Below are 25,811 nucleotides of genomic sequence, written 5' to 3' on the forward strand. Positions count from 1 at the left end.
GCTTGGAATAATGATTATGACTCGTCTTGTTAAAAAAACAAAAAGCGCCTCTACACTGGCGGCCGCGCTTTTTAGCCTGGGGCTGACGCATAGTGCCATGTCCCTCGATTTTTCTCAGCAGCCGATGTTTTTAAGTACCTCCGTCGATCCAAATATTATGTTTATTTTGGATGATTCGGGTTCTATGCAGTGGGAGGTGATACCGGAAGATATAACTGGGTATTTTGTTGTTTCTTCGGGCGGAGGCGGCGGAGGCGGCGGAGGAGGTAGTTCTACTTATCCGGTGCGCTATGTTTTTCCTCAGGGGCCAATTGATAGCACTACTGTAGAATTAGAAGCTTGTATTTATAGCGGTTCTTCAACATCGGGCTGTGATTATTGGAACAGGAATAATGACCGGCAAGTTATACCGGGATTTGACAGTGACAATAGATGGGCGGCTTTTTATCGCTCCGCAAACAACAATAGATCTTACTATGATCCCACGGTGCTTTATCTTCCCTGGGCTGAAGAAGATGAAAATGGTGTTGAGTTTGGCGATGCAGATCCTGAGAGGGCCTACCACAATCCCTATGATATCTCTAAAGGTTGGCGAAATCTTACCACCGATAATACGCAAAACGCACAGTGTTGGATTAGAGATGGTGCCTCGGCGGATTCAACTAATACACCAAATGAGCTCTGTAACAATGCAACCCTGACGTTTTACCCCGCCACTTATTTTAATTACAAAGGTAGCGGCGATCTTGACTCTGCTGATAGTTATGATTTTGTCGAAATTAGGAGTGGCAGCACTTACGTAGGTGGCGATGCGCGTACCGATTGTGTAGATAGCAGTGCTTGCACCTATGCAGAGGAAATACAAAATTTTGCCAACTGGTACAGCTACCATCGATCCCGTGTACTGATGTCGCGGGCGGGAATTGGGCAGGCATTCTCAACTCAGCTGGATGGGTTGCGTGTAGGCTTTGGTACATTAAATACTGATAACGAGTCTGTCGATGGCAGAACTACCGATGTAATTTATACCGGGGTGCGTACTTTTACCGGTACTGACAGGGAAGACTTTTTTAGTAATTTATACGGCACCAGTATCTCGAGAAAGACCACCCCGCTGTTAGAGGCACTGGAGGCTGCCGGTGATTATTATAGTCGGACCGACAGCCAGGGCCCTTGGTCTTCGACCCCCGGTGAGAGCGGCAGCACGAGTTCGGATGTTGCATGTCGGTCCAGTTACACCATTTTAATGACCGATGGTTATGGTAACGATTATGACGATTTCAGTGGCTACGGTAATGTAGATGGGGACTATAGCAGCCCATTCTCCGATACGTTTTCGAATACCCTGGCAGATATTGCCATGAGCTATTGGGAAACAGATCTCAACCCCAATTTATCCGATGATGTCAATCAAGCTGAAGACAGTATTGATACCGCTACCTGGCAGCATATGGTGACATTTGGGGTTGCCCTTGGGGTAAGCGGTAATGTCGACCCGGATACGGCCTTTGCGGCTATTGATACGGGCGCTGCTATTTCCTGGGGTAATCCGAATAACAGTGATTCAAATAAACTGGATGATTTATTGCACGCCTCACTAAACAGTCGCGGAGGTTTCTATAGTGCCAGTGATTCCGCCACTTTTGCTGCTCAGCTAACCGCCGTATTAAGTGATATTAGCGGTCGCGCTGGATCGGCCTCGGCGGTTGCCGCCAACTCTACTCGCCTCGGCACAGATACATTGATTTTCCAGGCCCTGTTTGACTCCAATGATTGGAGTGGTGAGATCAAGGCCATTGAAATGGATACCGATGGCAGCTTGAGCAGTACCGCCAAGTGGAGCACCTCTTCTGCCGGCAGTATACCGACTTCAGGCCGAACCATATTAACTTACGATGGTACAGATACCGTTGACTTTCTTTGGGATAACTTGACCGACGCACAAAAATCCGCCCTGCAAGGTAGCGATGATGAGTCTGTCGGCGAGGAGCGTCTGAACTGGTTGTGGGGAAATACTGTAACGGGAATGCGCAGCCGCACTTACCTGCTGGGCGATGTGGTTAATAGTAGTCCCGCCCTGGCGGATAATAGTGATATGCACTATTCGTATCTGCCATCGAGCCTTGGCGGTGACACCTATGCGGAATATTTGTTGGAGACCAAAGAGGGTCGTACAGAAATTCTGTATGTGAGTGCTAATGATGGGATGTTGCACGGGTTTGACTCTGCCACAGGCGTTGAGAAGTTCGCCTATATCCCAACTGGTGCCTATGCAAAGCTGGCGGATTTAACCGCTACAGATTATGGCACCGAGGTTAACCCCCACGAATATATTGTGGACGGGCCCCTGTATGTGAGTGATGCTTACTTTAATGAATCATGGCACAACCTGTTGGTGGGTACCTATGGTGCAGGCTCGGAGGGCTTATTTGTCCTGGATGTTACTGATCCAGGAGAGCCAGAGGTTTTGTTTGAACTGGATAGTTCGGATGAAGATAGCATAGGTCATATCATGGGCGAGCCCATAATTACTCCCACACCGGCGGGTTGGAAGTTAATTTTTGGCAATGGGTACAACTCCATTGATAATACAGCCTCTTTAGTTATTGTCGATCTGGCATCTCCTTCCAATATTACAGTATTGGAGACTGGCACTTCGACCAATAACGGTCTGGCCGGGCCGTCGTTAGTACCCGATGTTTACGGAGTTTCGAAAATTGCTTATGCGGGTGATATTTATGGGAATATGTGGAAGTTTGATTTAAGCAGTTGGAAGGTAGCATATGAAGATGAAACGACTTCCTCGCCTGAACCCCTATTTACAGCAAATGATATTAATGGGAGTGCACAACCTATAACGGCAGCGCCAGCACTGGGAACCCACCCTCAGATGGATGGGATTATCATGGTGTACTTCGGCACTGGTAGCTATATGTTTACCAGCGATGATGATGAAGGGGATGTGGTGCACAGTTTTTATGGCATTATTGACAATGGCACTGACAACATTACCTCAACAGATAGATCGGAATTATTTGAGAAAACAATTTCTGAATCTGGAGACTCTAGAACCGTCGCCGGCGATAGCGATACTTCTTGGTGGACCAGCGAAAAAGGCTGGTATTTGGATTTTGGGGCAATCGAGACAGTTGCGGACGTTTCGGGTGACAGTACTGGGTCCGATGTGGATACAACCGGGGAGAGAATTATTAGCACCCCCCTGTTAATCCGCGATCGTTTAATTTTCCCGACACTGACCCCCTCAGAGGACCCCTGTGCTTATGGCGCTAGCGGTTGGACCATGGAGCTTATTGCAACAGGTGATGCCACTTACGCAAATGAAAGTATTTTGGATGAACCCAATACAAAACAGGACAGTGCGACTACGGGGTATTCGGATGTTATTACTGCCGGTCGCAAGGTGTATATTCCTTACTCGGATACTTCGGGGGAGTATGGGAATATTCCCGGTGAATTATCGGCGGGGTCTTCCCGTTTATCTTGGCGGCAATTATAGGGGGTAGGTTCTAATGAAAAAGCCAAGTTTCAGTAGATATTATGGATTTACTTTAATTGAAATCATGATTGTTGTTGCGGTAGTGGGAATACTCGCGGCAATTGCTTACCCATCCTATATGGACTCTGTGCGCAAGAGCAATCGTTCCGAAGCAAAAGTGGAACTGAATGACGTGGCGCAGCGCTTACAGCGCTGCTTTACCGCTTATAGCGCTTATAACGATGCAAACTGCTCTGTGGCAACGGCAATAAGTGGTGGGGCAACACTTGCAACTGAAAATAATTACTATTCAATTTCAGGTGCTCTAACAGCGACAACTTATACACTGACTGCGGCACCGCAGTCGGGCTCTGTGCAGGCTGGAGATAGTGACTGTGGCAGTTTTTCTTTAACTCAGTCCGGTGTAAAGGGCGCTACGGGCTCCAGTGGCAGCGATTGTTGGTGAGTTAATCAAGCGTGAGTAGCTCCCAATGGAGCTACTCATTTTTCAGCTTAGGTCTCTAGCCCGAGCTTTTTTAGACGGTAGCGCAGTGAGCGAAAACTGATACCGAGCCGTTCAGCAGCCGCAGTTCTATTCCAGCGGGTCTTGCTCAGCGCATTTTCTATAATCTCTTTTTCAATTTCCTGCAAAAAATCATCAATTGTACTGTGCTGAGAGGAATCGAAGAGCTCTTGGCTTGGGATTGTATGGGAATGAGTTGTAGTGGGGAGGGGTGGGGATTCAGGGTTGCCTTGATCTGACGGTGTGTTTTGCTCCAGCTTGAGATCGGCCTCTTTGATTTCTTCGTTTTCACATAGCGTGAAAGCCCTCTCTAGAATATTTTCTAGCTGCCTAACATTGCCAGGAAAATGAAATTTCTTGAGCGCGGCCATGGCCTGGGGATGTATCTGGGGGCGGGGTAAGCCAGATTTCCTCGCTATCTTTTGCATAATAGTCCTGGCTAGGACGGGGATATCTTCAATGCGATCGCGCAGTGGCGGGATGGAAATCTCTATCACATTGATTCGATAGTAGAGGTCGCTGCGAAAACGCCCCTCTGCCACTTCGCAGGCCAAGTCCTTATGGGTCGCACTTAAAATGCGAATATCAATGGGGACTTCCTGGTTTGAGCCAATAGGGCGAATGGATTTTTCCTGTATGGCCCTCAGCAATTTGACCTGCATATCGAGAGGGAGGTCTGCGACTTCATCGAGAAATAAAGTGCCTCCCTCGGCACTCTGTAATAGACCCGCTTTATCTTTATAGGCACCCGTAAAACTGCCTTTTTTATGGCCAAAAAATTCACTTTCTACTAACTCTTTTGGAATGGCTCCACAGTTAATAGCGACAAAGGGTTTATCTGCTCTGGCACCTTGTTGATGAATGGAGCGAGCGGCCAGTTCCTTGCCCGATCCCGATTCACCACTGATATAGATAGGCGCATCGCTGCGTGCCACCTTTGCCAGCTGTCCCCTCAATGCCTGCATATTGTCTGCCTGGCCCAATAGCAGCCCTGTGTCACTCTGACAAGACTCGGAGATATGTTGCTGGTTCAAGCGGAGGGCAAGTTGAGCTAAGTTTCTCAAACGCTCCAGGTCCACGGGCTTGCTAACAAAGTCAAAAGCACCGAGCTTAAGTGCTTTAATGGCACTATCCATATTTCCATGGGCGGTAATGACTGCTATGGGCAAGTCCGTTTCAATGTTCTTTTGCAGGTACTCAACCAGCTGCAAGCCGTCACCATCCGGCAAACGCAAGTCGGTGAGACAAAATTGATAGCTATTGTTATTGAGTAACTCCTTAGCTTGCGCGAGTGTTCCCGCGCTATGGCAGTCTACATCCATGCGCTTAAGAGTCAGGCTAATTAAGTTGCAAATATCTGGTTCGTCATCAACAACCAGTGCCAGCGGTCGCATTATTTTCTGTCTTCTGTTGGGCTGAAGTGATTGAGTCGTGTACGGCTGTAATTATGTCAGAATTCTCTAAAATATAATGGCTTAGAGGTTAAAAAATCTCTGAGCCAGATCAAGAAACCTCTTCATTGTGGGCAAATTCGACCCTAAAGCAGCTTTTGTTATCACTACTGCGGCAATGGTAGAGGCTTAAGTTATTAGCCTGACAGAGTTCTCGGGCAATATATAAGCCTAGGCCACTGCCGTTTTGACCGGTAGTGAAAAAGGGTTCAAATATCTGATCGAGAAGCTCTTTAGGGACGCCGCTGCCAAGGTCTTTAATGTCGAGTACGGTACAGCCCCGCTCTACATTGTAGTAAGCGCAAATAGTGGCGTGGTTTCTTCCTGCGGAAAGCTTTGAATGCTGTAGGGCATTGTCGGTTAAATTGGTGATAACTTGTGCCAGCTGCGCAGAGTCAAAGTGTACTGGCAGGGCTTTTTCTGAAATATCCAGCTCTATGGTGTTATCGGTTCGCCCGGCATTGAAATCTATTAGAAATTGCTTGAGCCATGCCCCCAGTTCATGTTTTTGGGTCGAACTGGCTCGTCTGCGAGAGAGTTCCATCACATTTTCAATGATCTGATTAATACGCTGGCTTTGGCGACAGATGATATCGGTCAGCTGGCGGTCCTCCTCTTTAAGCTGGGGGGACTCGGATAGCAGTTGTGCGGCGTGTTTAATCGCTGCTAAGGGATTGCGTATTTCATGGGCAATTGAGGCGGTGAGCTGGCCGAGGGAGGCGAGCTTTAGCTTTTGGGCGGCCTCTGTCAGCTTGCGGTTGTCCTCGAGGAAAACCAGTGTGCTGTGACCTGTATCGTGGCGCAATTCCGAGAAGCTCGCATGCAATTCATCTCCACTTTTGGCCGGTATCAGGATATTGCTTTGGCTGTTGTACTTGCGCCACTCCCTTACTTTTTCTCGCAGCTCGCGATGGGGGTTGTGGGGGGTATCTAATTGGTTGTCTAGCAAGCGCTTCGCAGCTTGGTTGATCAATTCCGGCTTGTAGGAGGGGCCTATAACAAGGACACCGGTGCTCATCCGCTCAATAATTTGCTGGGCGAGACGCTGAAGGTGTGCCGCCTGCCGGCTCTGTTGATCTGCGCGAAGGTTGGCTTTGCGGATGCGCTCGGACAAATATTGGATCGCACTGACGGTTACAAACATCAGTAAGCCCAGTCCTCCCGCAGAAACGATATCCTGACTGGAGCCGGAGCCGGATAGGAGGTGATAGAGCTGGAGGGTAATGACCCCCAGGCTGGCCATAGCGGCAAAAAATACGCTCAGGCGCCTATCCAGTAGAATGGCACCGATACAGCAGCTGATCAAAAGCAGGTAGCCCAGGCCGGAGTTCAGCCCCCCGCTGGCCTCAATGAGTAATAGGAAGACCAGGGTATCGCAGCCCAAAATGATGCCGACCTGACCGCTATTGGTCTGGTAGGCTTTTTGGCGCAGAAACAGTAGCCAGCCGGTATTGAGTAGGGCATAGGCGGATGTCGTATAGACAAACAGGGTGGGTAACTGCTCACCGAGGGAGCCCTCCCCGATATCTGAGAAAAACACACCCAATAAAACCAGGGCTATTGCGACCCGGTATATTGCGCTAATTCGCAGGAGTTCGTGGTGCTGTAAGGGGGATGTCTGGGAACTGCTCACTGTAGGTGCCCGGTATTCTTGTAGTGGTGAGCCGCTGCGGTTGTGACTTCGATAGGGTTACAATAGCGGCCTGTCATGTCCGAGGTTCAACGATGTCTACTTTGCAGCTAGTGCTGGCACAAATCAATTCCCTGGTTGGAGATATTCCCGGCAACACCCAACAGGTGATAGAAACTGCGCGCCGGGCGCACCGCGAGTTAGGCGCTGATTTGGTGCTCTTTCCAGAATTGACCCTGTGTGGATACTCGCCCGAAGACCTCCTGTTGCGACCCAGCATGCAGATTCGTATCGATGCGGCATTGGAGCAGCTCAAAGCAGCAGATTTGCCCTGTGCCATTGTTGTGGGCTACCCGAAATTGCTCGATGGCAGCATGTTCAATATGGCGGGGGTTATCGTTGCGGGAGAGCTGGTCGCAGAGTATGCCAAGCAGAAGTTGCCCAACTACCAGGTATTCGATGAAAAACGTTATTTTAAGCCCGGCGCAACCCCCTGTGTTGTAGAGATCAAGGGAATTTCTGTAGGGCTCAGTGTCTGCGAGGATATCTGGTATCCAGAGCCGATCCAGCAGTCAGTGGATGCAGGAGCTCAGCTGATCCTCAATATCAATGCCTCACCATTCCACCGGGGCAAGGCCCAGCAGAGATTGGAGCTGCTCTCCAGGCAGGCTAGGGCGGCTGGGGTTCCCATTGCCTATGTGAACTGGTGTGGCGGCCAGGATGAGCTGGTGTTTGATGGCGGCTCGATTGTGGTCGATGCCGAGGGCCAGCTCTGTGCCAGGGCTGAGGAGTTTGCACAGCAGTTATTGTCCGTTTCTGTCTCTCCACAGGATCAAGCTTTGACCGTACTTCCAGCGGAGATGGCTTCTCCGTTGAGCGACTTGGCTTCCGTGTACCAGGCCCTGGTACTTGGTGTACGAGACTATGTGAATAAGAATGGTTTCAATGGTGTCGTACTGGGCCTGTCCGGTGGTATTGACTCGGCACTGACCCTGGCGGTTGCAGTGGATGCGCTGGGCAAGGAGCGGGTCGAAGCGGTCATGATGCCATTTCGCTACACCTCAGACCTCAGTAAAGGCGATGCCGCCGATCAGGCCGAAAGAATGGGGGTTCACTACCGGGAAATTAGTATCGAGCCCATTTTTGATTCGTTTATGGGGGCGCTGGCCGAGGAGTTTTCCGGTTGCGAGAGAGATACCACCGAAGAGAATCTCCAGGCCCGCTCCCGAGGAGTGCTTTTGATGGCCATCTCCAATAAAAAGGGCGCTATGGTCCTGACGACCGGTAACAAGAGCGAGATGGCGGTTGGCTATGCCACTCTATACGGCGATATGGTCGGCGGGTTCAATGCCCTGAAAGATGTTCCCAAGGTACTGGTGTTCGAGTTGGCGCGTTACCGCAACACCATTTCCGAAGTGATTCCCGAGACGGTAATTACCCGCCCGCCCAGTGCTGAACTGGCCCCGGACCAGGTGGACTCCGACAGCTTGCCGCCCTATGAAATTCTGGATCAAATCCTCAATCTGTACGTGGATCAGGATCGCAGTGCCGAGGAGATTATTCATCGGGGTTTTCGCAGGCAGGATGTGGAACGTGTGGTCAGGTTGGTGGGGCGCAATGAGTACAAGCGGCGCCAAGCGGCTGTCGGCGTGCGTATTTCTGAGCGAGGATTTGGACGGGACCGCCGCTATCCAATCACCAATGGTTGGAAACTGGGCGACTAGCCCGCTTAAAACTAGAAACGGCGCCGAGTGGCGCCGTTTCTGCTGAAATAGAAAGGTTACAGAAGCTCTGGGGGCAGCGGCGTCTCACTGCGGTTGTACTCGGGGTTGTAGAGCTCTCGGCTGTCAAAGCCGCGCGGGTCGGACTTCTCAAACAGACCCAGGGTGGCTCGGTGTACCAGGCTGCGACCGCTGGGGCCCTTGTAAAATTTGTAGTTAAAGGTGCCGTCTTTATTGAAGGCGGGGTGTTCGGGGTAGTTGTTGCGCAGCACGTCCAGGGCATTGGCCTCGAGATCAGACATCTCCATCAGGTGGTAACCCTGAACCATGACTGCCAGGGCATCCGGTATCGCGGGCGTCTGCTGGAAGTTTTCTACGATGTAGCGGCCGCGATTGGCCGCCGCCAGATAGGCGCCGCGCTTAAAGTAGTAGTTGGCGACGTGGACTTCGTAGCGGGCCAGCAGATTGCGCAGATGGATCATGCGCTTTTGCGCATCGGAGGCGTAGCGGCTTTCCGGGTAGCGGGCCATCAGCTGGGAGAAATAAGCGAATGACTCGCGCGCCGAACCCGGGTCGCGGCTGGTCAAGTCAGTTGGCATAAAGCGCTCGAACAGGCCTGTGCCTTCAGTGAAGGAGGATAGACCTTTCATGTAGTAGGCGTAGTCGACATTGCGGTGCTGGGGGTGCAGGCGGATAAAGCGGTCCGCAGCGGCAATGGCAGCGTCGTTTTCATAGTTGCGGTAGTAGGCATAGATCAGCTCGAGCTGAGCTTGCTCGGCATAGTTGCCGAACGGGAAGTTATCCTCCAGGGCCCGCAGGTTTCGGATCGCAAGATCCCATTGGCTGGTTCGCAGCTGTCGCTGGGCCATCTCGTAGTAGGCCTGCTCTGTACGAGCACCGGTGGGCAAGCCCACTTCTGAATCATCTGTGTTGGCGCAGGCAACCAGTATTGCGGACACCAAGGCCAGCCACAGCATTTTCCAAGTCTGCATAGCCCCTCGCTCTATCATTCTTACACTCTACCTTATTAAACTACCCACCAGTATTAACCTGGCGCGTCGGACATTTAACCACAGTCGCGGAGCTGCCCAAAGTATTTGCAATTGATTAATGATTGAACACCTAAAATTAGATATCCAAGTGCCTGCCAGTATGGCCGGTCGACGCTTAGACCAGGCCGCAGCCGAATTAATTCCCGAATTCTCGCGCGCGCGCCTGCAATCGTGGATCAAAGGCGGCCAGCTCACTCTCAACGGTGCGGCGGCCAAGGCCAAAGAAAAGCTCTTTGGCGGCGAGCTGATCCAGCTGCGCGCAGAGCTGGAGCCCCAGGGGAGCTGGGCGGCCCAGGACCTCGACCTGGACATCCTGTACGAAGATGACTGCCTGCTGGTGGTCAATAAGCCTGCGGGCTTAGTCGTCCACCCCGCTGCCGGCAACCCCGATGGCACCTTGCTCAATGGCCTGCTCCACCACAACCCCGCTCAGGAGCTGATCCCCCGCGCCGGTATTGTGCACCGCCTGGATAAAGACACGAGCGGTCTGATGGTGGTGGCTAAGACCCTGGCTGCCCAGGCCCACCTCGTGGACCAATTAAAGCAGAGAACGGTTAGTCGACAATATGATGCGCTGGTCCAAGGATATATCACCGCTGCCGGCCGTGTGGATGCGCCTATCGGCCGGCATCGCCAAAATCGTCTCAAGATGGCCGTTTTGGACTTTGGTGGCAAAGAGGCCATTACCCATTATCGCGTACAGGAGCGCTACAGCGCTTACACTCTCTTACGCTGCAAACTGGAAACCGGCCGCACCCATCAGATTCGGGTACATATGGCCCATATCCGGCACCCACTAGTGGGAGATCCACTGTACGGCGGCCGCCCGAAACTGCCGCGCGAGGCTTCGGCGGATCTTGTCGATGCCCTCCGCTCTTTCCCGCGGCAGGCCCTCCACGCTGCGGAACTCGCGCTCGTGCACCCGACTAGTGGACAGGACATGCATTGGTGTGCGCCAATGCCCACTGATATGCAGCTGCTGCTGGAGCAGCTGCGCACCGATGAGTCCTGAGGTGCACCTTTAATTCGCCTGGGGACCGATAGCGGGTTGCCCAAAGGAAATATTTCGTAACGCAAGATATCTCAATGCCAAGCAACCATTACCTGATACCGAATTGGCCCGCACCCGCAGGGGTGCGGGCGGCGGTGACACTGCGCACGGGGGGGCACAGTGCTGGCCACTACTCCTCTTTTAACCTCGCAACCCACGTGGGAGATAAAGAGCAGGCGGTTGTCGCCAATCGCCAGCAGTTGAGAGAGGAGCTCAAGCTGCCATCGGAGCCGCAGTGGCTGGAGCAAATCCACAGCGACAGGGTGGTCGAAGCGAGTGATGATGCTTTGGTTCGCACAGCCGATGCCTGTTTTAGTGTGCAAAAGGATATTGTCTGCGCGGTGTTAACGGCTGACTGTTTGCCGGTTCTGTTGTGCGATAAGCGTGGTCGCCGTGTTGCTGCGGCCCACGCAGGGTGGCGTGGGTTGGCGGCTGGCATATTGCGCAATACGGTCAGGGCAATGGAATGCGATCCGGGGGAACTGATGGTTTGGCTGGGGCCAGCAATAGGCCCAGAGGCTTTTGAGACCGGAATTGATGTCCTTGAGGCATTCTTTGAAAACGCCTTAAGCAGTCGGCACACCGAAACTATCGCCAGTTGTTTCCGTCCGCACGCAAAGAAACCGCTGCACTTTTTAACGGATATTTATGCCCTGGCGCGTGCGGAGCTGGCAGAGATGGGGGTGGCTGATGTGTACGGGGGCGATTTTTGTACCCTGTCGGAATCGGAGCGGTTTTTCTCCTACCGCAGGGAGGGCGTAACCGGCCGTATGGCATCGCTCATTTGGCGGGAGGGGCCCTAAGCAGAGTGCTCTGGTGGCTGGGGCGAATCCGCTAAGCCACCAGTAGTTATTGGGGGGCGAGTGGGGGATTGCAAGACCCGCGCCCCACTAAACAGTCCAAAATATAACAATTCTATTGCCGCAAAAATAATTTTTATCGAATAAATGCCGCGATTGATTTAAATCATTGAAAACCGGTTCCGCGTCCCTATTTTACTTCTCAACAGCAGCGCAAATGTAAAGGGCAAATCGACGTCACTTTTACAGCGCTTCAAAAAAACCGAGTAAAAGAGGTTTCGTTCATGCGAATTGACCGAATGACAAACCCGCTACAGGCGGCATTTGCCGATGCGCAATCCCTGGCGGTTGGGCGCGACCACAATCAAATTTATCCCGAACACCTGATTCTGGCCCTGCTCAATCAGAGCAATGGCAGTGTGCCCGCATTCCTGTCCCAGGCCGGATTTAATCTCAACGGGCTGCGCAACGATCTGGCCAAGCGATTGGATAGCCTGCCCAGGGTCACGGCTCCCACCGGCGACGTGGGAATGTCGCAGGAATTAATGCGCCTAATGAATCTCACGGACAAGCGAGCCCAGAAAAATGGCGACAGCTTTATTTCCAGTGAAACCGTGCTATTGGCGGCATTCGATTCCGCAGCGGGAGAGATTTCTAAAATCTTAAGTTCCAATGGCGATATTCAACAGTTAGAGGCAGCGATTAAAAAAGTGCGCGGTGACGAAAAAGTAGATGACCCCAATGCGGAAGAAGCGCGTCAGGCTCTGGATAAATACACGCTGGATCTGACCGAGCGCGCCCTGGCGGGCAAACTTGATCCGGTGATTGGCCGCGATGACGAAATACGGCGGACGATCCAGGTCTTGCAACGGCGCACTAAGAACAACCCTGTACTGATTGGTGAGCCGGGGGTTGGTAAAACCGCCATTGTCGAAGGTCTCGCCCAGCGTATTGTCAACGGCGAGGTACCGGAGGGACTGAAGGACAAACGGCTCCTCTCCCTGGACCTGGGAGCGTTGTTGGCCGGGGCAAAATTTCGTGGAGAATTTGAAGAGCGCTTGAAAGCTGTGCTCAACGAATTATCCAAACAGGAAGGGCGCATAATTCTCTTTATCGATGAACTCCATACCATGGTGGGGGCCGGTAAAGCTGAGGGGGCAATGGACGCGGGTAATATGCTCAAACCCGCGCTGGCACGCGGTGAATTACACTGTGTCGGCGCCACCACTCTGGATGAATATCGGCAATATATAGAGAAAGATGCGGCGCTCGAACGGCGCTTCCAAAAAGTATTGGTGGATGAGCCCACAGAAGAGGATACGATTGCGATTCTGCGCGGCTTAAAAGAGCGCTACGAAGTGCATCACGGTGTCGATATCACCGATTCTGCAATTATTGCCGCGACTAAATTATCACAGCGCTATATTACCGATCGGCAATTGCCCGATAAGGCCATCGATCTTATCGATGAGGCTGCCAGTCGAATACGCATGGAAATCGATTCCAAGCCGGAGTCTATGGATAAGCTGGAGCGCCGTTTAATTCAATTAAAAATTGAGCGGGAGGCCGTCAAAAAAGATACCGGTGATGAGGCCACTAAAAAGCGCCTGTCGAAACTGGAAGATGAAATTTTGCAGTTGGAACGGGAATACTCCGATCTCGAAGAGGTCTGGAAAGCGGAGAAAGCGCAGCTCGCCGGCAGCCACGATCTCAAGGAAAAGCTTGAGCAGGCCAAGCTCGATATGGAATCCGCCCGCCGCGCCGGTGATCTTACCAGAATGTCAGAATTGCAGTACGGCGTTATTCCGCAGCTGGAACAGCAGCTTAAAAGTGCCGCCAGTGCAGAGGTCTCTGAGGAGCCGCGCCTGTTGCGCAACCGGGTCGGCGATGAAGAGGTGGCCGAAGTCGTATCCCGCTGGACGGGTATTCCCGTGTCTAAAATGCTGGAAGGCGAGCGGGAAAAATTACTCAGGATGGAGGACGAACTGCACAAGCGCGTGATTGGCCAGGGAGAGGCTGTAGAAGCTGTGGCCAATGCGGTGCGCCGCTCCAGGGCCGGGCTGGCTGATCCCAACCGACCCAACGGCTCGTTTTTGTTCCTCGGTCCGACCGGTGTAGGCAAAACGGAACTCTGTAAGGCTTTGGCGCAATTCCTCTTTGACACGGAAGATGCCATGGTGCGGATTGATATGTCAGAGTTTATGGAAAAGCACTCCGTCGCTCGCCTGATCGGCGCGCCTCCCGGCTATGTCGGTTATGAAGAGGGCGGTTATTTAACCGAGGCAGTGCGGCGCAAGCCCTATTCTGTGGTGCTTCTGGATGAGGTGGAAAAGGCGCACCCCGATGTCTTTAATATTCTTCTCCAGGTTCTGGATGATGGCCGCCTGACCGATGGCCAGGGGCGCACGGTAGACTTTCGCAATACGGTCGTGGTGATGACCTCCAACTTGGGCTCTGACTTAATTCAAAAGTATGCGACAGTAGAAGATGGCGATGATTTGGATACCGAAATCCACTATCGACAGATGAAAAGCGCGGTAATGGAGGTTGTCGGTAATCACTTTAGGCCTGAGTTTATCAACCGCATCGATGAAGTCGTCGTTTTCCATCCGCTGGATAAGGCGGAAGTGCGCTCAATTGCAGAGATTCAATTGCAGCAACTCTGTAGACGCCTGGCAGAGAGGGATTTGAAGTTAGACGTTTCGCAAAATCTGCTGGATAAATTGGCAGAGGTGGGATTTGACCCCGTCTACGGCGCCCGCCCGCTAAAACGCGCGATACAGGTTTGGCTGGAGAATCCCTTAGCCCAGGATGTCCTCGCCGGCAAATTTGCTCCCGGAGCAACAATTTATGCCGAGGTTGAAGGTGATAAAGCCGTATTCCGCTAAATAACTGCCAAGGGGTGCAAACTATTTGCACCCCTTGTGGCCGTCCTGTCACCCATCTCCCCACCTCTATACTCACAAGTGCGCCGATCCGTTGGCAATGGATTTCTCTGTGGCCACTGTTGTTCTAGTGAGATTCCCATTTCACAGCGGTTTCAATTCATCATTAATAACTTCTTACGGGGGGCGTATATCAGTAAGCGTATGTGGCTAATGCTGTTGGGGTGCCTTTTGCTCTTCGGTGGAGTTTTCACTTTTAAGCTATTGGGCAGGCATATGCTGAATCAATTTCTTGACGATATGCCAGTGCCAGCAGCCACTGTAACTTCGGCGACTGCGGAGGTTCAATACTGGCAGGAGGATCTACGCGGGATCGGTACAATACGGGCCATTAATGGTGTGGCGGTAACCACCGAAGCCGAGGGTGTGGTTAGCGCTATTCACTTCAAGTCCGGGCAGTACGTACAAAAAGGGGATTTACTGGCGGAACTATTTGCCGAGCCAGAGAGGGCACAGCTGCAAGTGTTAGATGCTGAGCTGCGTTTGGCTCGCCGTAATTATGCTCGTACAAAGATGTTACATAATGAGGGCGTGACAACTGATGCGGATTTGGATACTGCACGCAGTACTTTAGATCAGGTCCTGGCAAATATTGAGGTGCAGCGGGCTACGATTAATCAGCGGGTCATAGTGGCGCCCTTTAGTGGAGTGCTGGGGATTCGACAGGTTGACCTGGGACAGAATGTGAGTCCTGGTGATGACGTGGTTTCCCTACAGCAGCTCGCCCCGATCTTTGTTGATTTCTCTTTGCCCGAAAAAAATTACGCCAGTGTTGAGTTGGACCTGCCAGTTAGCGTGACGACAGATGCATTTCCTGAAAACGCTTACCCGGGGGAAATTACAGCCGTTGAGCCGCAGGTCGATAATACAAGTCGAAACTTTCTGGTCCGGGCAACCCTAAAAAATTCCAAGCGACATTTGCGGCCAGGTATGTTTGCTGAGGTGTCCGTACAAATTGATAGAAAGAGGAGAGTGCTTGTTGTTCCCAGAACGGCATTAATTTTTGCGCCTTACGGCGTTGCCGTGTTTGTACTGGAGGCAGGTGAAAATGACAAGCAAATGCTGGCCGTTAAGCGCTTTGTGAAAACGGGGGAAGAGCGTGGGGATTTGGTGGAAATTATCCAGGGATTACTTGAGGGTGATACGGTTGCCAGTAGTGGTCTATTAAAACTCCGTAACGGTGAGAAGGCTATTATTAACAATCAAAATCAGCCGCCAGAAAATATAAACCCGAAACCGGAAAATAGCTGAGGTTGGAATCCGTAGGTTGTGAACTTCACAGAAATCTTTATTCGCAAACCGGTTTTGGCTTCTGTGGTCAGTTTGTTTATTTTTTTATTGGGATTGAGGTCGCTCGGCGAATTAAATGTACGGCAATATCCCAAGCTTGAAAACGCAGTAATCACTGTCACTACTGTGTACGTCGGGGCAGATTCTGATTTGGTACAGGGCTTTATAACAACGCCATTAGAGCAGGAGATTGCTACGGCTGATGGTATCGATTATATGGTGTCCACCAGTGTGCAGGGGCTCTCGACGATTAGTGTTTACGTGCGCTTTGATTACAACCCCAACGAAGTGCTAACCCAGGTAGTAGCCAAGGTTAACAAATTGCGCAGTGAGTTGCCCGATGAATCGGAAGATTCCAGTGTGGAGATGCAGCTGGGAGAAACCACGGCTGCCATGTACCTCTCCTTTTCCTCCAATATCCTCGCGAATAACCAAATTACAGATTATTTAACCCGCGTGGTCCAACCTAAGCTGGCGACTATAGCCGGTGTGCAGCGGGCGCGTTTATTGGGCGATAGTACCTTTGCAATGAGAGTTTGGTTAAAACCGGCGGAAATGGCGGCCCTGGAAGTAACACCGGCGGATGTTGCCGACGCGCTGACAGAGAATAACATTCTGTCGGCGGTGGGGGCGACCAAGGGCACCCGTGTGGCACTGGAAATACGTGCAGACACCGATATCGCCCGCCAGTTGGATTTTCGTCAGCTTATCGTTCGAGCTGATGGAGATCGGCTTGTGCGTTTGGAGGATGTTGCGGAGATAGAGCTGGGGGCTGAATCCTATGATAGTTCGGTTACCTTTAACGGACAGTCCGCGACCTTTATCGCCGTTGAAGTGGCGCCCGACGCCAATTCTCTGGAGGTTATTACGAAAGTTCGCGAAGAGCTGGAGAAAAAGATTTTTCCCCAGCTGCCGCAGGGAATGCTCGGAGAGATTCCCTACGACAGTACTGAATATATTCAGGACTCTATCAAAGAGGTGGTGGAGACAATTCTCGAAGCTGTAGTGATTGTGATTCTGGTAATTTACCTGTTTCTCGGTTCTATTCGCAGTGTACTGATTCCCGCGATCGCACTGCCTCTCTCTCTGGTTGGAGCGTTTTTTTTGATGTTGCTGATGGGGTTTTCCATCAACTTGCTCACGCTGTTAAGTATGGTATTGGCAATTGGTATTGTCGTTGATGATGCCATTATTGTGCTGGAAAACGTCCATCGGCATATTGAGGGGGGAATGTCGCCAAAAGACGCTGCGATAGTTGGGGCGCGCGAGCTGGCATGGCCGGTCGTTGCTATGACTACAACACTGATTGCAGTTTATATTCCCATTGGTTTTCTCGGTGGTTTAACCGGCACACTATTTATCGAGTTTGCGTTTTCTTTAGCCGCAGCTGTGCTGCTGTCAGGGGTTGTCGCCCTTACCCTGTCACCGATGATGGCTTCTAAAATTCTAAAATCCCGCGATGGGGGTGGGGGGCGCTTTGAGATTTGGTTGGAGCGTCAATTCTCCCGCTTGCAGATGCAGTTTGAGAGGTCGCTGCACGCATCCCTTGATGAGCGCCCGGTGATATTGGTTTTCGGCTTGATCGTGTTGATAAGCTGTTATTTTCTATTTGTAACATCTCCGCAAGAGCTTGAACCTACAGAGGATCGGGGGCTCGTTCTGACCATTTCTACGGCCGATGCCTATGCAACATTGGATTATGTTGAGCAGTACAGTGGCGAGCTCACAGTGATTGCGGATAGATATGCAGAAGTCGAGAATATTTTTCTGCTCAATGGCGTGGGTACTTTCAGCAGTAGCACTAACAATGCAGTGGCCGGTTTTGTTCTGGCACCTTGGCAAGATAGAAATCGCGATACAGAAGAGATGCAGGAGTTGATAAGTAAGGAGGTCGAGCAAATAGCGGGGTTAAAAATAGCTGTGGTTGTCCCCCCGAGCTTGCCGACAGCGGGGGGACAGTTGCCGGTTGAGTTTGTTGTCGGTGCTACAGAGCCTATGGAAAATCTGGCACTGGTAGCGAACGATATTATGTCCCGGGCCCTGGAGAGTCGAAAGTTTATTTTTCTCGATTCGGATTTAAAAATTGATAAACCAAAAATTGTCATAGAAATTGATCGAGAGAAGGCCGCCAGTATGGGGGTAAAAATGGTGGACTTGAGTCGAGACCTGGGCGCTATGTTATCCGGGGCCTACGTTAACCGCTTTTCTCTGGATAATCGCAGCTATAAAGTGATCCCCCAGGTTGAGAGAGTAGAGCGCCTTACGCCAGCACAGCTGGACCAATATTATATTCGAGCGGCAAATAACCAGCTGATCCCTGTCAGTACACTGGTGAGACTTACAGAAACGGTAGAGCCGCAGCAGTTAAAACGATTCCAGCAGTTAAACTCAGTGACTATTTCCGGTGTGCCGCGCCCGGGTATTACACTCGGTGAAGCGTTACAGGTGTTGGAAGATGCGGCCAAAGAAGTTTTGCCAATCGAATACTCTATAGATTATTCGGGGCAGTCGCGGCAATTTAAAACGGAAGGGTCTGAGTTGACCGTGACTTTTTTCTTTGCCCTAGTCGTCATTTACCTGGTCCTGGCGGCGCAATTTGAATCCTGGCGCGATCCGCTGATTATGTTGGTTACTGTACCGATGAGTGTTTGCGGTGCAATGATCTTTGTCAGTCTGGGGTTGACCACCCTGAATATTTACACACAGGTGGGGCTGGTGACTTTAATTGGCGTCATCTCCAAACACGGCATTCTGATTGTGGAGTTTGCGAATAAGCTGCAAATTTCAGGACTGGATAAACGCTTAGCGATAGAGCAGGCCACCTCAATTCGCCTGCGGCCGATACTGATGACTACGGTATCCCTGGTGCTGGCCATGGTTCCCTTGCTTATCGCTTCGGGGCCGGGAGGTGGGGCGAGATTTGCTATGGGCTTGGTAGTGGCGACCGGCATGACAGTAGGAACCCTGTTTACTTTATTTGTCGTACCGGTGATGTATGTCTATCTGGGGCGGGATTTTGCCGACGGGCTTGCCCGCCCTTAGTTTTTTATCGGGGTTTACGCTTCGAAAGCGTCCCTGCCGACATTACTGCGGCGAAACTCAGAGGGGGTGACGCCTTCATGTTTTTTAAAAAAGCGTGTAAATACCGCCCGTTCGGCAAAGTGAAGTTGTACGGCGATGCTTTCGACAGAATCCTTGGTCGAAAGAAGTAGTTGTTTGGTGAGCGAGAGGGTCACACTGTCTTTAAGCTGCTGAAAGGTGACCCCCTGTTCTCTCAGCCTGCGCTGTAAAGTGCGGCCACTGGTACGGAAGTGTGCAGCGGCCTGTTTGATCGTGATTTCCTCATCGAGCAGATGCTTTTCGAGCCAGGCGCGCAAGCTGGCGGCCAGATTATAACTGCTTAATGTATTGTGTAAGACGGCCTTTAAAATATTTCGGCTCTGGTTGCGCAAAAGTTTATGGTAGCTGGGGATGGGGAAATCCAGGGTCTGAGGCGCCAGGATAACCGCATTTTCATCCGCAGAAAATTCAATCGGACACTGAAATATTCTCTGGTGGATAGAGTCATCCTCTGGCTTTTCACCGCGCAGTTTTAATCCCTGTACCTCGGGAAACCTCGGGTTCAGGGTGCGCAACAGATCGACGGCACGGCTCATCAGCATCTCGGCGATAAAGTGATTCACGCGAGCACTAAATAACTCTTGCTGCCAGCTGAGAGTGAGCACCTCTGCATCCGCTTGCTGGTAAGTTTGAAAGCGCAGAAAGGGTGCCAGGGTCTGTGAGAGTACGATTTCAGCGGGGCGAAAAATCTCCCTCGGCCGCCTCAAAGAGGGCTGAGCTTCGATAATGGTCTCTTCCAGCCAGAGCATAATGGGAAAGCGACTAAAGCTAAGTCCCGGTGAAGTCACGGGGGACAGGGCCAGGATGCTTTCAATTAGCGCATTGAATTCACTGTAATTGAGCCATTCGCTCTCCTCTGGATGCCAGCTAAATGAGAATGGTAATTGCTCGATGAGCCTCTCTGCTGGGATGCCCAGCCTAGCTGCGGCTACCACAAAGTAGGGGGCAAAAATTTTGGGCACGCCGGCATGGCCGGACATATTTTTATTTTGGTCTCTCATGACTTACGGCCGTCCGGGTGGCGTTGTCGGCATCATAGCAAAGGCGCCTTAAACCACGAATACAATTTGCAGTATATGACGAATTGGTCGCTTCGCGTGGCGGATATGACCCCCTTATGGCGCCATTAATCCTATTCTAAAACAGAGTCTAGAGGATAAGTTTTCTGAGTTTGCGCGACATCGCGTTATTTAGATTGTCAAAACTCTTCGGTCACAAGAGTTGCTACTGGCGAAAGCAATTAAGGAAAACAACAATGGCTCTGTCTAAGCGGCTGGGTTTAAGCCTGTCAATTTTTTTCTCAGGGATAATTGGCGCTTCACCAGCGGTAGCAGAAAATTGCTATATCCTGGTTCATGGACATGGAGTCGAAGGGCACACAGTGAGTGTGGACAGTGATGGGAGTCTGGTGCAGCCGGCACTGGATTATTGGAGTGAGGCGGTTTTCGACGAATATTCAAACAGTGATTTTATTGAGCAGTTACTGGTTGATGGCGGTAACTATGGTGTTGTCGGGTATAACTCAACCGATGAAGGCGAATACCCCTATTGGCACGATGAGACCGCCGGGGAAATTGCTCGTCAGATTATAGAGATCCGCGCAGGTCGGGGGGATCGTTTTGAGCACGATAACCAGTGCTCAGCGGGCGATACTTTCTGGGTTATTTCCCACAGTCAGGGCGCCGCTCAAATGGTGTATATCGCCGGCAACGCTGTTGAGGGTTCTCCGTACTACAATCGCGCCTACAGTCAATTTGATAGCAACACAGAAATTCAACAAGTTGAGACCTGCTCTACAACTTGGTATGGCAGTACGCTCTGTGAAACCGTTGAGGAGGAGGTTCAAGTTGCCGGACTTAATGAGCGTTACGCAGTCGGTGTAGATTTTGACTCGGCTATCAGTGGTGTTGCCGCAATCTTTACTACCGGGGGCGCAATTACCGGTACAGAGGGCGTTGACCGGATATGTAATGGTAGTTGGTATGACGATTTGGCCAATGAGCTTTTTTTAGGGCGTGAGTGCTCGGCAGTTCGCTATATGCAGACTAATGATGTCTATACGGTAAGAAATTATATCGGGGACAATCTCGCTGCGCCGGTATATACCATTGGCGGCTATGCGACTTTCCCGGGCCTGGAAAGTGCAACTTCTCTGCTGCTAAATGGTGAGGATGACGGCTATATCAATTTGGCCTCGCAAATGAACTGTTCCGGATCTGCCAAGCGCAGCCTGTGGTCAAACCTGAAAGAATATGAAACCCTGCTAGGCGTAGCTTACGACAGTGCGATATTTTCTTGTGACAACGACAACAAGGGTACGGCTCGATCCTACAACTTGGCCAGTATCCATACGGACCACGATGCGCAGCGCAACGGTGGTATTTTATCCCCCGACTACGACTCAATTCCCGATGGGTTGGACTGTGGCTCTGGGAAGAATAGCGCGGGAAGAATTTCAGCCTGCACAAATTAACTAACAATAAATAAAAGGCTTCGGAGGTGTTGATGTCCACATCCAATAAAGGTCGCTCAAAGGCTCAGCTGGCAGCCTGGGGTGTTTTAGCTGTTACTGTCGGGATTGTGGGCTACTGGGCCCTGTCCGATGATCGGGAGGTGGCACCTGCGGTCGTTGCCAAAGCTAAGGCGGAAGTGAGATCTATCCGGACCCATAAGTCCGACACTGTTGAGGTGTTGGAGGCGGAGCCGCAAGAAGAGCAGTCGGTCAAACTCTGGAAGGGCATCGAGGCCTTGCCCAACAAGACCGAGTTACACCAGTCTATGCTCTCAGATCTGGCCCGCTTCCATCGCTATCCGCCGAAAAATCGGGCGATTAAGACCCCAGAGCAGGACCCGATTACCCAGACCTTTGCTGTGGATGAAAGAACCACCCACAGCGAGGAAGGGGACTCACTGACTCTCTGGACGGATGAAAAATTTTATTTGCGCGGCGATACAGTCCGGGTTTTTGCTTATCAGGCCGACAGCGATGGAGATCGGGTAAATGCTGACCTGACAGCGCTGCTGGTTTACGAGGATCAGCAGGTTGTGGGTACCCTGACCTTTAGCGACTCAGATGGAGACTTGGTCTACGAGGCGCTGATGGAGGCGGGCTCCTTTAATGGTCAGGTGCTGGAAGCGGGTATCTTTAAGGTCATTGTGGATACGGATATCGACGGTCTGCGGGATGCGGCAGCCTTTACCCTCTCTGAGGATACGGGAAGCTATACCGGGGCTCTGCGGGACTCCGTTACCGCCGATGGCAACCTGCTGGTTGAGGCGGAAGTCGAGATCAGCAGAGAGGGGCGCTACTATTTTCAGGGCTCCCTGTATAACGATGAGCAATCTCCGATCGGTACTACCCAGCATGCCGCAGAGCTGGCGGTGGGGCGTCACTGGATTCCGCTGGAGTTTTACGGGCTGTTAATTCGCGACGCTGGGCAGGATGGCCCCTACCTGGTGAAACAATTGAGTATCGCCCGGGTGACGGTGCCGATGGCCAGGGATGCCGCCTTTGCGCCCGGCTATTACACCGAGCGCTATAGCCTGGATCAATTTACCGATACCCCCTACCGGGAGTTGTAGGGGGAGTGGCCTGCGAGCGCCGGAAGGAGAACTAGCAGTTCTTTTTGATCTGTTCGCGGGCCTTGGCTATGCGCTCCTGGCGCTCATCTTCTCCGAGTCTGCGATAATTTCCCTCTTTATCTTTTTCGCGCACTCGTGCGTGCGTGGTCAGACTCTTAAGGTTCTTTTGGTAGGCACTACAGAGTTCGGCCCGTTTTGCGGCGGCCTCGGCTTTAGCCTTGGCCTCTTGCTGCTGCCGCTGCTGCTCTTCGGCACTGGACCGCTCGGCTTGTGGAGCTACTGGAGAGATATGCGCCTTTGTGCTGTGTGCGGTGATCGCCTCCTGTTCGGCTTCCCACTTTTTATAGCGCTCAGACTTGGGTTTCTGGATAACGTCCACCGAAGTATTGCCCGGCGGCTGCTCGCCAAAATGGACAACGCCATCCTCATCTACCCATTTATAGATACCATCGGCGTGAGCGGCGGTTGTTGTTACTGCGATCAATAGTGCCAGCAGGATGCGCATGGTGGTTACCCCTTGTGTTGGTATTCCTTCCGTTTCCCCATTGTACCGATACTGGCAGCTTTTCCTGTAACTGTCTTAACACTTTCACCGACACCTATTGACAGCTAGGGCTCAGTTGGCAAAATCGGGGGTTTACTCAGTGACTAGATTTCACCGCACACCCGTGGTTTTGAGTCTACCCCGGTGGGACACCCCCCATCGAAATTCCACTGAGTGGTCCTCCTCACCCCTGGAGGCCTGCTAGCCCGACTGTGAACCCGTGCGGCTTCATTTTGGGTTAGGTGTTTATGTGCGATCAGTTCATCCTAAAAATCGGCAGTTAAACACGCAACAGGCTGATATTTGTCACCATTTTCCCCTATAATTGCCGTTTGGCATTCTTGCTATTCGGTGTTTTATACGTTCTCTGGTGATGGCTATCCTACAAAACAGGAAAATTGAGGAGACTCAAGTGGAATTACTTTCCGGCGGCGATATGTTGGTTCGCGCGCTGCAGGATGAAGGGGTGGATCTGATTTTTGGATACCCGGGCGGCTCAGCGTTACATATCTACGATGCTATTTTTCGGCAGAAGTCGATGAAGCATATTCTCGTGCGCCACGAGCAGGGGGCGACCCATGCTGCCGATGGCTATGCGCGATCCACAGGAAAGGCGGGCGTCGTACTGGTGACATCGGGTCCCGGCGCGACAAACGCAATTACCGGTATCGCAACGGCGTATATGGATTCTATTCCGATGGTGGTGATCTCCGGCCAGGTACCCCGGGATAAGATCGGTGAGGATGCCTTCCAGGAAACGGATATGGTCGGTTGCTCGCGCCCGATCGTAAAGCACAGTTTCTTAGTCAAGAGTGCTGAGGATATTCCCACGGTAGTTAAAAAGGCATTTTTTATTGCCAATACCGGCCGCCCCGGTCCCGTTGTGATCGATATCCCGAAAGATGTCACCAACCCGGCAGAGCGTTTTCCCTACCGCTATCCCGAAAAGCTGCGCATGCGCTCCTACACCCCCGCAGGTAAAGGGCACAGCGGTCAAATACGCAAAGCCGTTGCCATGCTGCTCTCTGCTCGCCGCCCGGTCATTTATGCCGGTGGTGGGGTGGTGCAGGGGGAGGGGGCCGAGCTGCTCACTGCACTGGCCAAACAACTGAATTACCCCGTGACGAATACTTTAATGGGGCTCGGGGCATTTCCCGGTAGCGACCGGCGCTTTCTCGGTATGCTCGGTATGCACGGCACCTTTGAGGCGAATACGGCCATGCACCATGCCGATGTGATTTTGGCAGTGGGGGCGCGCTTTGATGACCGGGTCACTAATACCCCGAGCAAATTTTGTCCCGGTGCCAAAATTATTCATATCGATGTCGATCCGGCTTCGATTTCTAAAACGATAGTGGCCGATATCCCGATTGTTGGAACAGTTCAGTCTGTTCTCGGGGAGATGCTCGAAGCGCTGAAAGCCAGCGATGAACAGCCGGATCACTCCGCGATTGTCGATTGGTGGCGTCAAATCGATGATTGGCGCGAGCGCCACGGCCTGTATGCCGCCCCCCGTTATCAGACCGATGGTGCTCTGATTATGCCGCAGGATGTTATCAAGGCGGTGTATGACATTACCGAAGGTGATGCATTTGTCACCTCTGATGTAGGGCAGCACCAGATGTTTGCTGCGCAGTACTACCTCTTTGACAAGCCGCGTCGCTGGATTAACTCCGGCGGCCTGGGAACCATGGGATTTGGTCTGCCAGCTGCACTGGGGGTGAAAATAGCCCACCCCGATAAAGAGGTTGTGTGCGTAACCGGTGAGGGCAGTATCCAGATGTGTATTCAGGAACTCTCTACGGCCACCCAATACCACTTGCCAGTAAAAATTCTCTGTCTCAACAACCAGGCCCTGGGCATGGTGAAACAGTGGCAGGAGATGCAGTACGAGGGGAGGTTGTCCAACAGTGTTTACGAGGAGTCGCTGCCCGACTTTGTGAAGCTCGCCGAGGCCTACGGTCATGTCGGAGTGAAAATCGAGCGCCGTGAAGAGCTTCACAATAAGTTGCAAGAGGCTTTTGCCATTAAAGATCGCACAGTATTTATCGATGTTTACGTCGATCCATCTGAGCACGTTTATCCCATGCAGGTGATGCCGAACGGCTCTATGCGTGACATGTGGCTGAGCAAAACTGAGCGAACTTAAAGGGGGAGGCGATGCGTAGAATAATTTCGGTTCTGATGGAAAATGAACCCGGAGCCCTGTCCCGGGTTGTCGGCTTATTTTCCCAGCGCGGCTACAACATTGAGAGCCTTACTGTGGCGCCCACGGAGGATGCGACGCTATCGCGTCTTACTTTGGTGACAATTGGCGATGACCACAAGATTGAACAAATTACCAAAAACCTAAACAAGCTTATCGATGTTGTGAAATTGGTGGACCTCACGGAGGGCTCCCATATCGAGCGGGAATTGCTGTTGGTGAAAGTGCGAGCCAATGGTGCCCAGCGCGATGAAGTGAAGCGCAGTGTCGATATTTTTCGCGGGCAGATCGTCGATGTGACCAGCAGCATGTACACGGTACAGGTGGCTGGAACCGGTGAAAAACTCGATGCGTTCCTCCAGGCATTGGGGGAGCACACAATTATGGAAGTGGTGCGATC

Annotated in this window: 17 protein-coding genes (1 of these 17 cut by a window edge); 12 read left to right on the top strand and 5 right to left on the bottom strand. The window is 51.9% G+C overall.

Annotated features, from left to right (window positions below; all coding sequences use genetic code 11):
* Positions 1-16: 16 nt before the first annotated feature.
* Together ACJJIK_RS17920 and ACJJIK_RS17925 are read left to right on the top strand one after the other, a co-directional pair.
* Positions 17-3,517: a pilus assembly protein gene (locus tag ACJJIK_RS17920; RefSeq protein WP_444929603.1), complete on the top strand. Its 3,501-nt coding sequence runs from the start codon at positions 17-19 to the stop codon at positions 3,515-3,517.
* Between the two features lie 13 nt (positions 3,518-3,530).
* On the top strand, positions 3,531-3,962 hold the full coding sequence (locus tag ACJJIK_RS17925) for a type IV pilin protein (RefSeq protein WP_444929604.1): 432 nt from the start codon (positions 3,531-3,533) through the stop codon (positions 3,960-3,962).
* Positions 3,963-4,009: 47 nt separating this feature from the next.
* On the opposite strand, the gene ACJJIK_RS17930 is transcribed toward ACJJIK_RS17925, so the two are convergent.
* On the bottom strand, positions 4,010-5,413 hold the full coding sequence (locus ACJJIK_RS17930; RefSeq protein WP_444929605.1) for a sigma-54-dependent transcriptional regulator: 1,404 nt from the start codon (positions 5,411-5,413) through the stop codon (positions 4,010-4,012).
* Positions 5,414-5,522: 109 nt separating this feature from the next.
* On the bottom strand, positions 5,523-7,103 hold the full coding sequence (locus ACJJIK_RS17935; protein WP_444929606.1) for a sensor histidine kinase: 1,581 nt from the start codon (positions 7,101-7,103) through the stop codon (positions 5,523-5,525).
* A 92-nt stretch (positions 7,104-7,195) separates the two neighbouring features.
* Between ACJJIK_RS17935 and ACJJIK_RS17940 the strand changes: the two genes are divergently transcribed.
* A complete protein-coding gene (locus ACJJIK_RS17940) occupies positions 7,196-8,824 on the top strand; it encodes an NAD+ synthase (RefSeq protein ID WP_444929607.1) in 1,629 nt (542 codons plus the stop codon).
* A 56-nt stretch (positions 8,825-8,880) separates the two neighbouring features.
* On the opposite strand, the gene ACJJIK_RS17945 is transcribed toward ACJJIK_RS17940, so the two are convergent.
* Positions 8,881-9,813, bottom strand: a complete 933-nt coding sequence (locus ACJJIK_RS17945) for an outer membrane protein assembly factor BamD (protein WP_444929608.1) — start codon at positions 9,811-9,813, stop codon at positions 8,881-8,883.
* Between the two features lie 118 nt (positions 9,814-9,931).
* Between ACJJIK_RS17945 and rluD the strand changes: the two genes are divergently transcribed.
* From rluD to ACJJIK_RS17970, 5 genes are all read left to right on the top strand, one after another.
* Positions 9,932-10,885 (top strand): 23S rRNA pseudouridine(1911/1915/1917) synthase RluD, encoded by a 954-nt coding sequence (rluD, locus tag ACJJIK_RS17950; RefSeq protein WP_444929609.1) that lies wholly within the window; start codon positions 9,932-9,934, stop codon positions 10,883-10,885.
* Positions 10,886-10,959: 74 nt separating this feature from the next.
* Positions 10,960-11,727 carry a peptidoglycan editing factor PgeF gene (pgeF, locus tag ACJJIK_RS17955; protein ID WP_444929610.1) on the top strand — a complete coding sequence of 256 codons (768 nt, stop codon included), beginning with the start codon at positions 10,960-10,962 and terminating at the stop codon, positions 11,725-11,727.
* A gap of 281 nt (positions 11,728-12,008) precedes the next feature.
* A complete protein-coding gene (gene clpB / locus ACJJIK_RS17960; protein WP_444929611.1) occupies positions 12,009-14,612 on the top strand; it encodes an ATP-dependent chaperone ClpB in 2,604 nt (867 codons plus the stop codon).
* A gap of 273 nt (positions 14,613-14,885) precedes the next feature.
* Positions 14,886-15,920: an efflux RND transporter periplasmic adaptor subunit gene (locus ACJJIK_RS17965; RefSeq protein WP_444929612.1), complete on the top strand. Its 1,035-nt coding sequence runs from the start codon at positions 14,886-14,888 to the stop codon at positions 15,918-15,920.
* Positions 15,921-15,938: 18 nt separating this feature from the next.
* Positions 15,939-19,001, top strand: coding sequence for an efflux RND transporter permease subunit (locus ACJJIK_RS17970; RefSeq protein WP_444929613.1), 3,063 nt, complete (start codon positions 15,939-15,941; stop codon positions 18,999-19,001).
* Positions 19,002-19,015: 14 nt separating this feature from the next.
* Here ACJJIK_RS17970 and ACJJIK_RS17975 read toward each other — a convergent pair whose 3' ends face one another.
* Positions 19,016-20,080, bottom strand: coding sequence for a helix-turn-helix domain-containing protein (locus ACJJIK_RS17975; RefSeq protein WP_444929614.1), 1,065 nt, complete (start codon positions 20,078-20,080; stop codon positions 19,016-19,018).
* Between the two features lie 254 nt (positions 20,081-20,334).
* Here ACJJIK_RS17975 and ACJJIK_RS17980 point away from each other — a divergent pair, with 254 nt between their 5' ends.
* Together ACJJIK_RS17980 and ACJJIK_RS17985 are read left to right on the top strand one after the other, a co-directional pair.
* Positions 20,335-21,552 (top strand): hypothetical protein, encoded by a 1,218-nt coding sequence (locus ACJJIK_RS17980; RefSeq protein WP_444943477.1) that lies wholly within the window; start codon positions 20,335-20,337, stop codon positions 21,550-21,552.
* Positions 21,553-21,584: 32 nt separating this feature from the next.
* Complete coding sequence (locus tag ACJJIK_RS17985) at positions 21,585-22,661, top strand: DUF4785 family immunoglobulin-like domain-containing protein (protein ID WP_444929616.1); 1,077 nt, start codon at positions 21,585-21,587, stop codon at positions 22,659-22,661.
* A gap of 31 nt (positions 22,662-22,692) precedes the next feature.
* Here ACJJIK_RS17985 and ACJJIK_RS17990 read toward each other — a convergent pair whose 3' ends face one another.
* The gene (locus tag ACJJIK_RS17990; protein ID WP_444929617.1) at positions 22,693-23,166 is read right to left on the bottom strand and encodes a DUF4124 domain-containing protein; all 474 of its coding nucleotides are present in this window, start codon (positions 23,164-23,166) and stop codon (positions 22,693-22,695) included.
* 451 nt (positions 23,167-23,617) lie between these two features.
* Between ACJJIK_RS17990 and ACJJIK_RS17995 the strand changes: the two genes are divergently transcribed.
* Both ACJJIK_RS17995 and ilvN read left to right on the top strand, forming a co-directional pair.
* Positions 23,618-25,354 (top strand): acetolactate synthase 3 large subunit, encoded by a 1,737-nt coding sequence (locus tag ACJJIK_RS17995; RefSeq protein WP_444929618.1) that lies wholly within the window; start codon positions 23,618-23,620, stop codon positions 25,352-25,354.
* 11 nt (positions 25,355-25,365) lie between these two features.
* A protein-coding gene (gene ilvN / locus ACJJIK_RS18000) for an acetolactate synthase small subunit (protein ID WP_282934340.1) crosses the window boundary here: on the top strand, positions 25,366-25,811 show its 5' portion. Its footprint extends 46 nt past the window's final position; only the first 446 of its 492 coding nucleotides appear in the window; it begins with the start codon at positions 25,366-25,368; its stop codon lies beyond the right edge, outside the window.

This window comes from Microbulbifer regidiadema (SeqCode), from assembly GCF_052466995.1.

What these genes read in the sequence shown, in the direction of transcription:
- ACJJIK_RS17920 (WP_444929603.1), top strand. Translation starts at nt 17, where the DNA reads ATGACTCGTCTTGTTAAAAAAACAAAAAGCGCCTCTACACTGGCGGCC.
- ACJJIK_RS17925 (WP_444929604.1), top strand. Translation starts at nt 3,531, where the DNA reads ATGAAAAAGCCAAGTTTCAGTAGATATTATGGATTTACTTTAATTGAA.
- ACJJIK_RS17930 (WP_444929605.1), bottom strand. Translation starts at nt 5,413, where the DNA reads ATGCGACCGCTGGCACTGGTTGTTGATGACGAACCAGATATTTGCAAC.
- ACJJIK_RS17940 (WP_444929607.1), top strand. Translation starts at nt 7,196, where the DNA reads ATGTCTACTTTGCAGCTAGTGCTGGCACAAATCAATTCCCTGGTTGGA.
- ACJJIK_RS17945 (WP_444929608.1), bottom strand. Translation starts at nt 9,813, where the DNA reads ATGCAGACTTGGAAAATGCTGTGGCTGGCCTTGGTGTCCGCAATACTG.
- rluD (WP_444929609.1), top strand. Translation starts at nt 9,932, where the DNA reads ATGATTGAACACCTAAAATTAGATATCCAAGTGCCTGCCAGTATGGCC.
- pgeF (WP_444929610.1), top strand. Translation starts at nt 10,960, where the DNA reads ATGCCAAGCAACCATTACCTGATACCGAATTGGCCCGCACCCGCAGGG.
- clpB (WP_444929611.1), top strand. Translation starts at nt 12,009, where the DNA reads ATGCGAATTGACCGAATGACAAACCCGCTACAGGCGGCATTTGCCGAT.
- ACJJIK_RS17965 (WP_444929612.1), top strand. Translation starts at nt 14,886, where the DNA reads ATGCTGAATCAATTTCTTGACGATATGCCAGTGCCAGCAGCCACTGTA.
- ACJJIK_RS17975 (WP_444929614.1), bottom strand. Translation starts at nt 20,080, where the DNA reads ATGAGAGACCAAAATAAAAATATGTCCGGCCATGCCGGCGTGCCCAAA.
- ACJJIK_RS17980 (WP_444943477.1), top strand. Translation starts at nt 20,335, where the DNA reads ATGGCTCTGTCTAAGCGGCTGGGTTTAAGCCTGTCAATTTTTTTCTCA.
- ACJJIK_RS17985 (WP_444929616.1), top strand. Translation starts at nt 21,585, where the DNA reads ATGTCCACATCCAATAAAGGTCGCTCAAAGGCTCAGCTGGCAGCCTGG.
- ACJJIK_RS17990 (WP_444929617.1), bottom strand. Translation starts at nt 23,166, where the DNA reads ATGCGCATCCTGCTGGCACTATTGATCGCAGTAACAACAACCGCCGCT.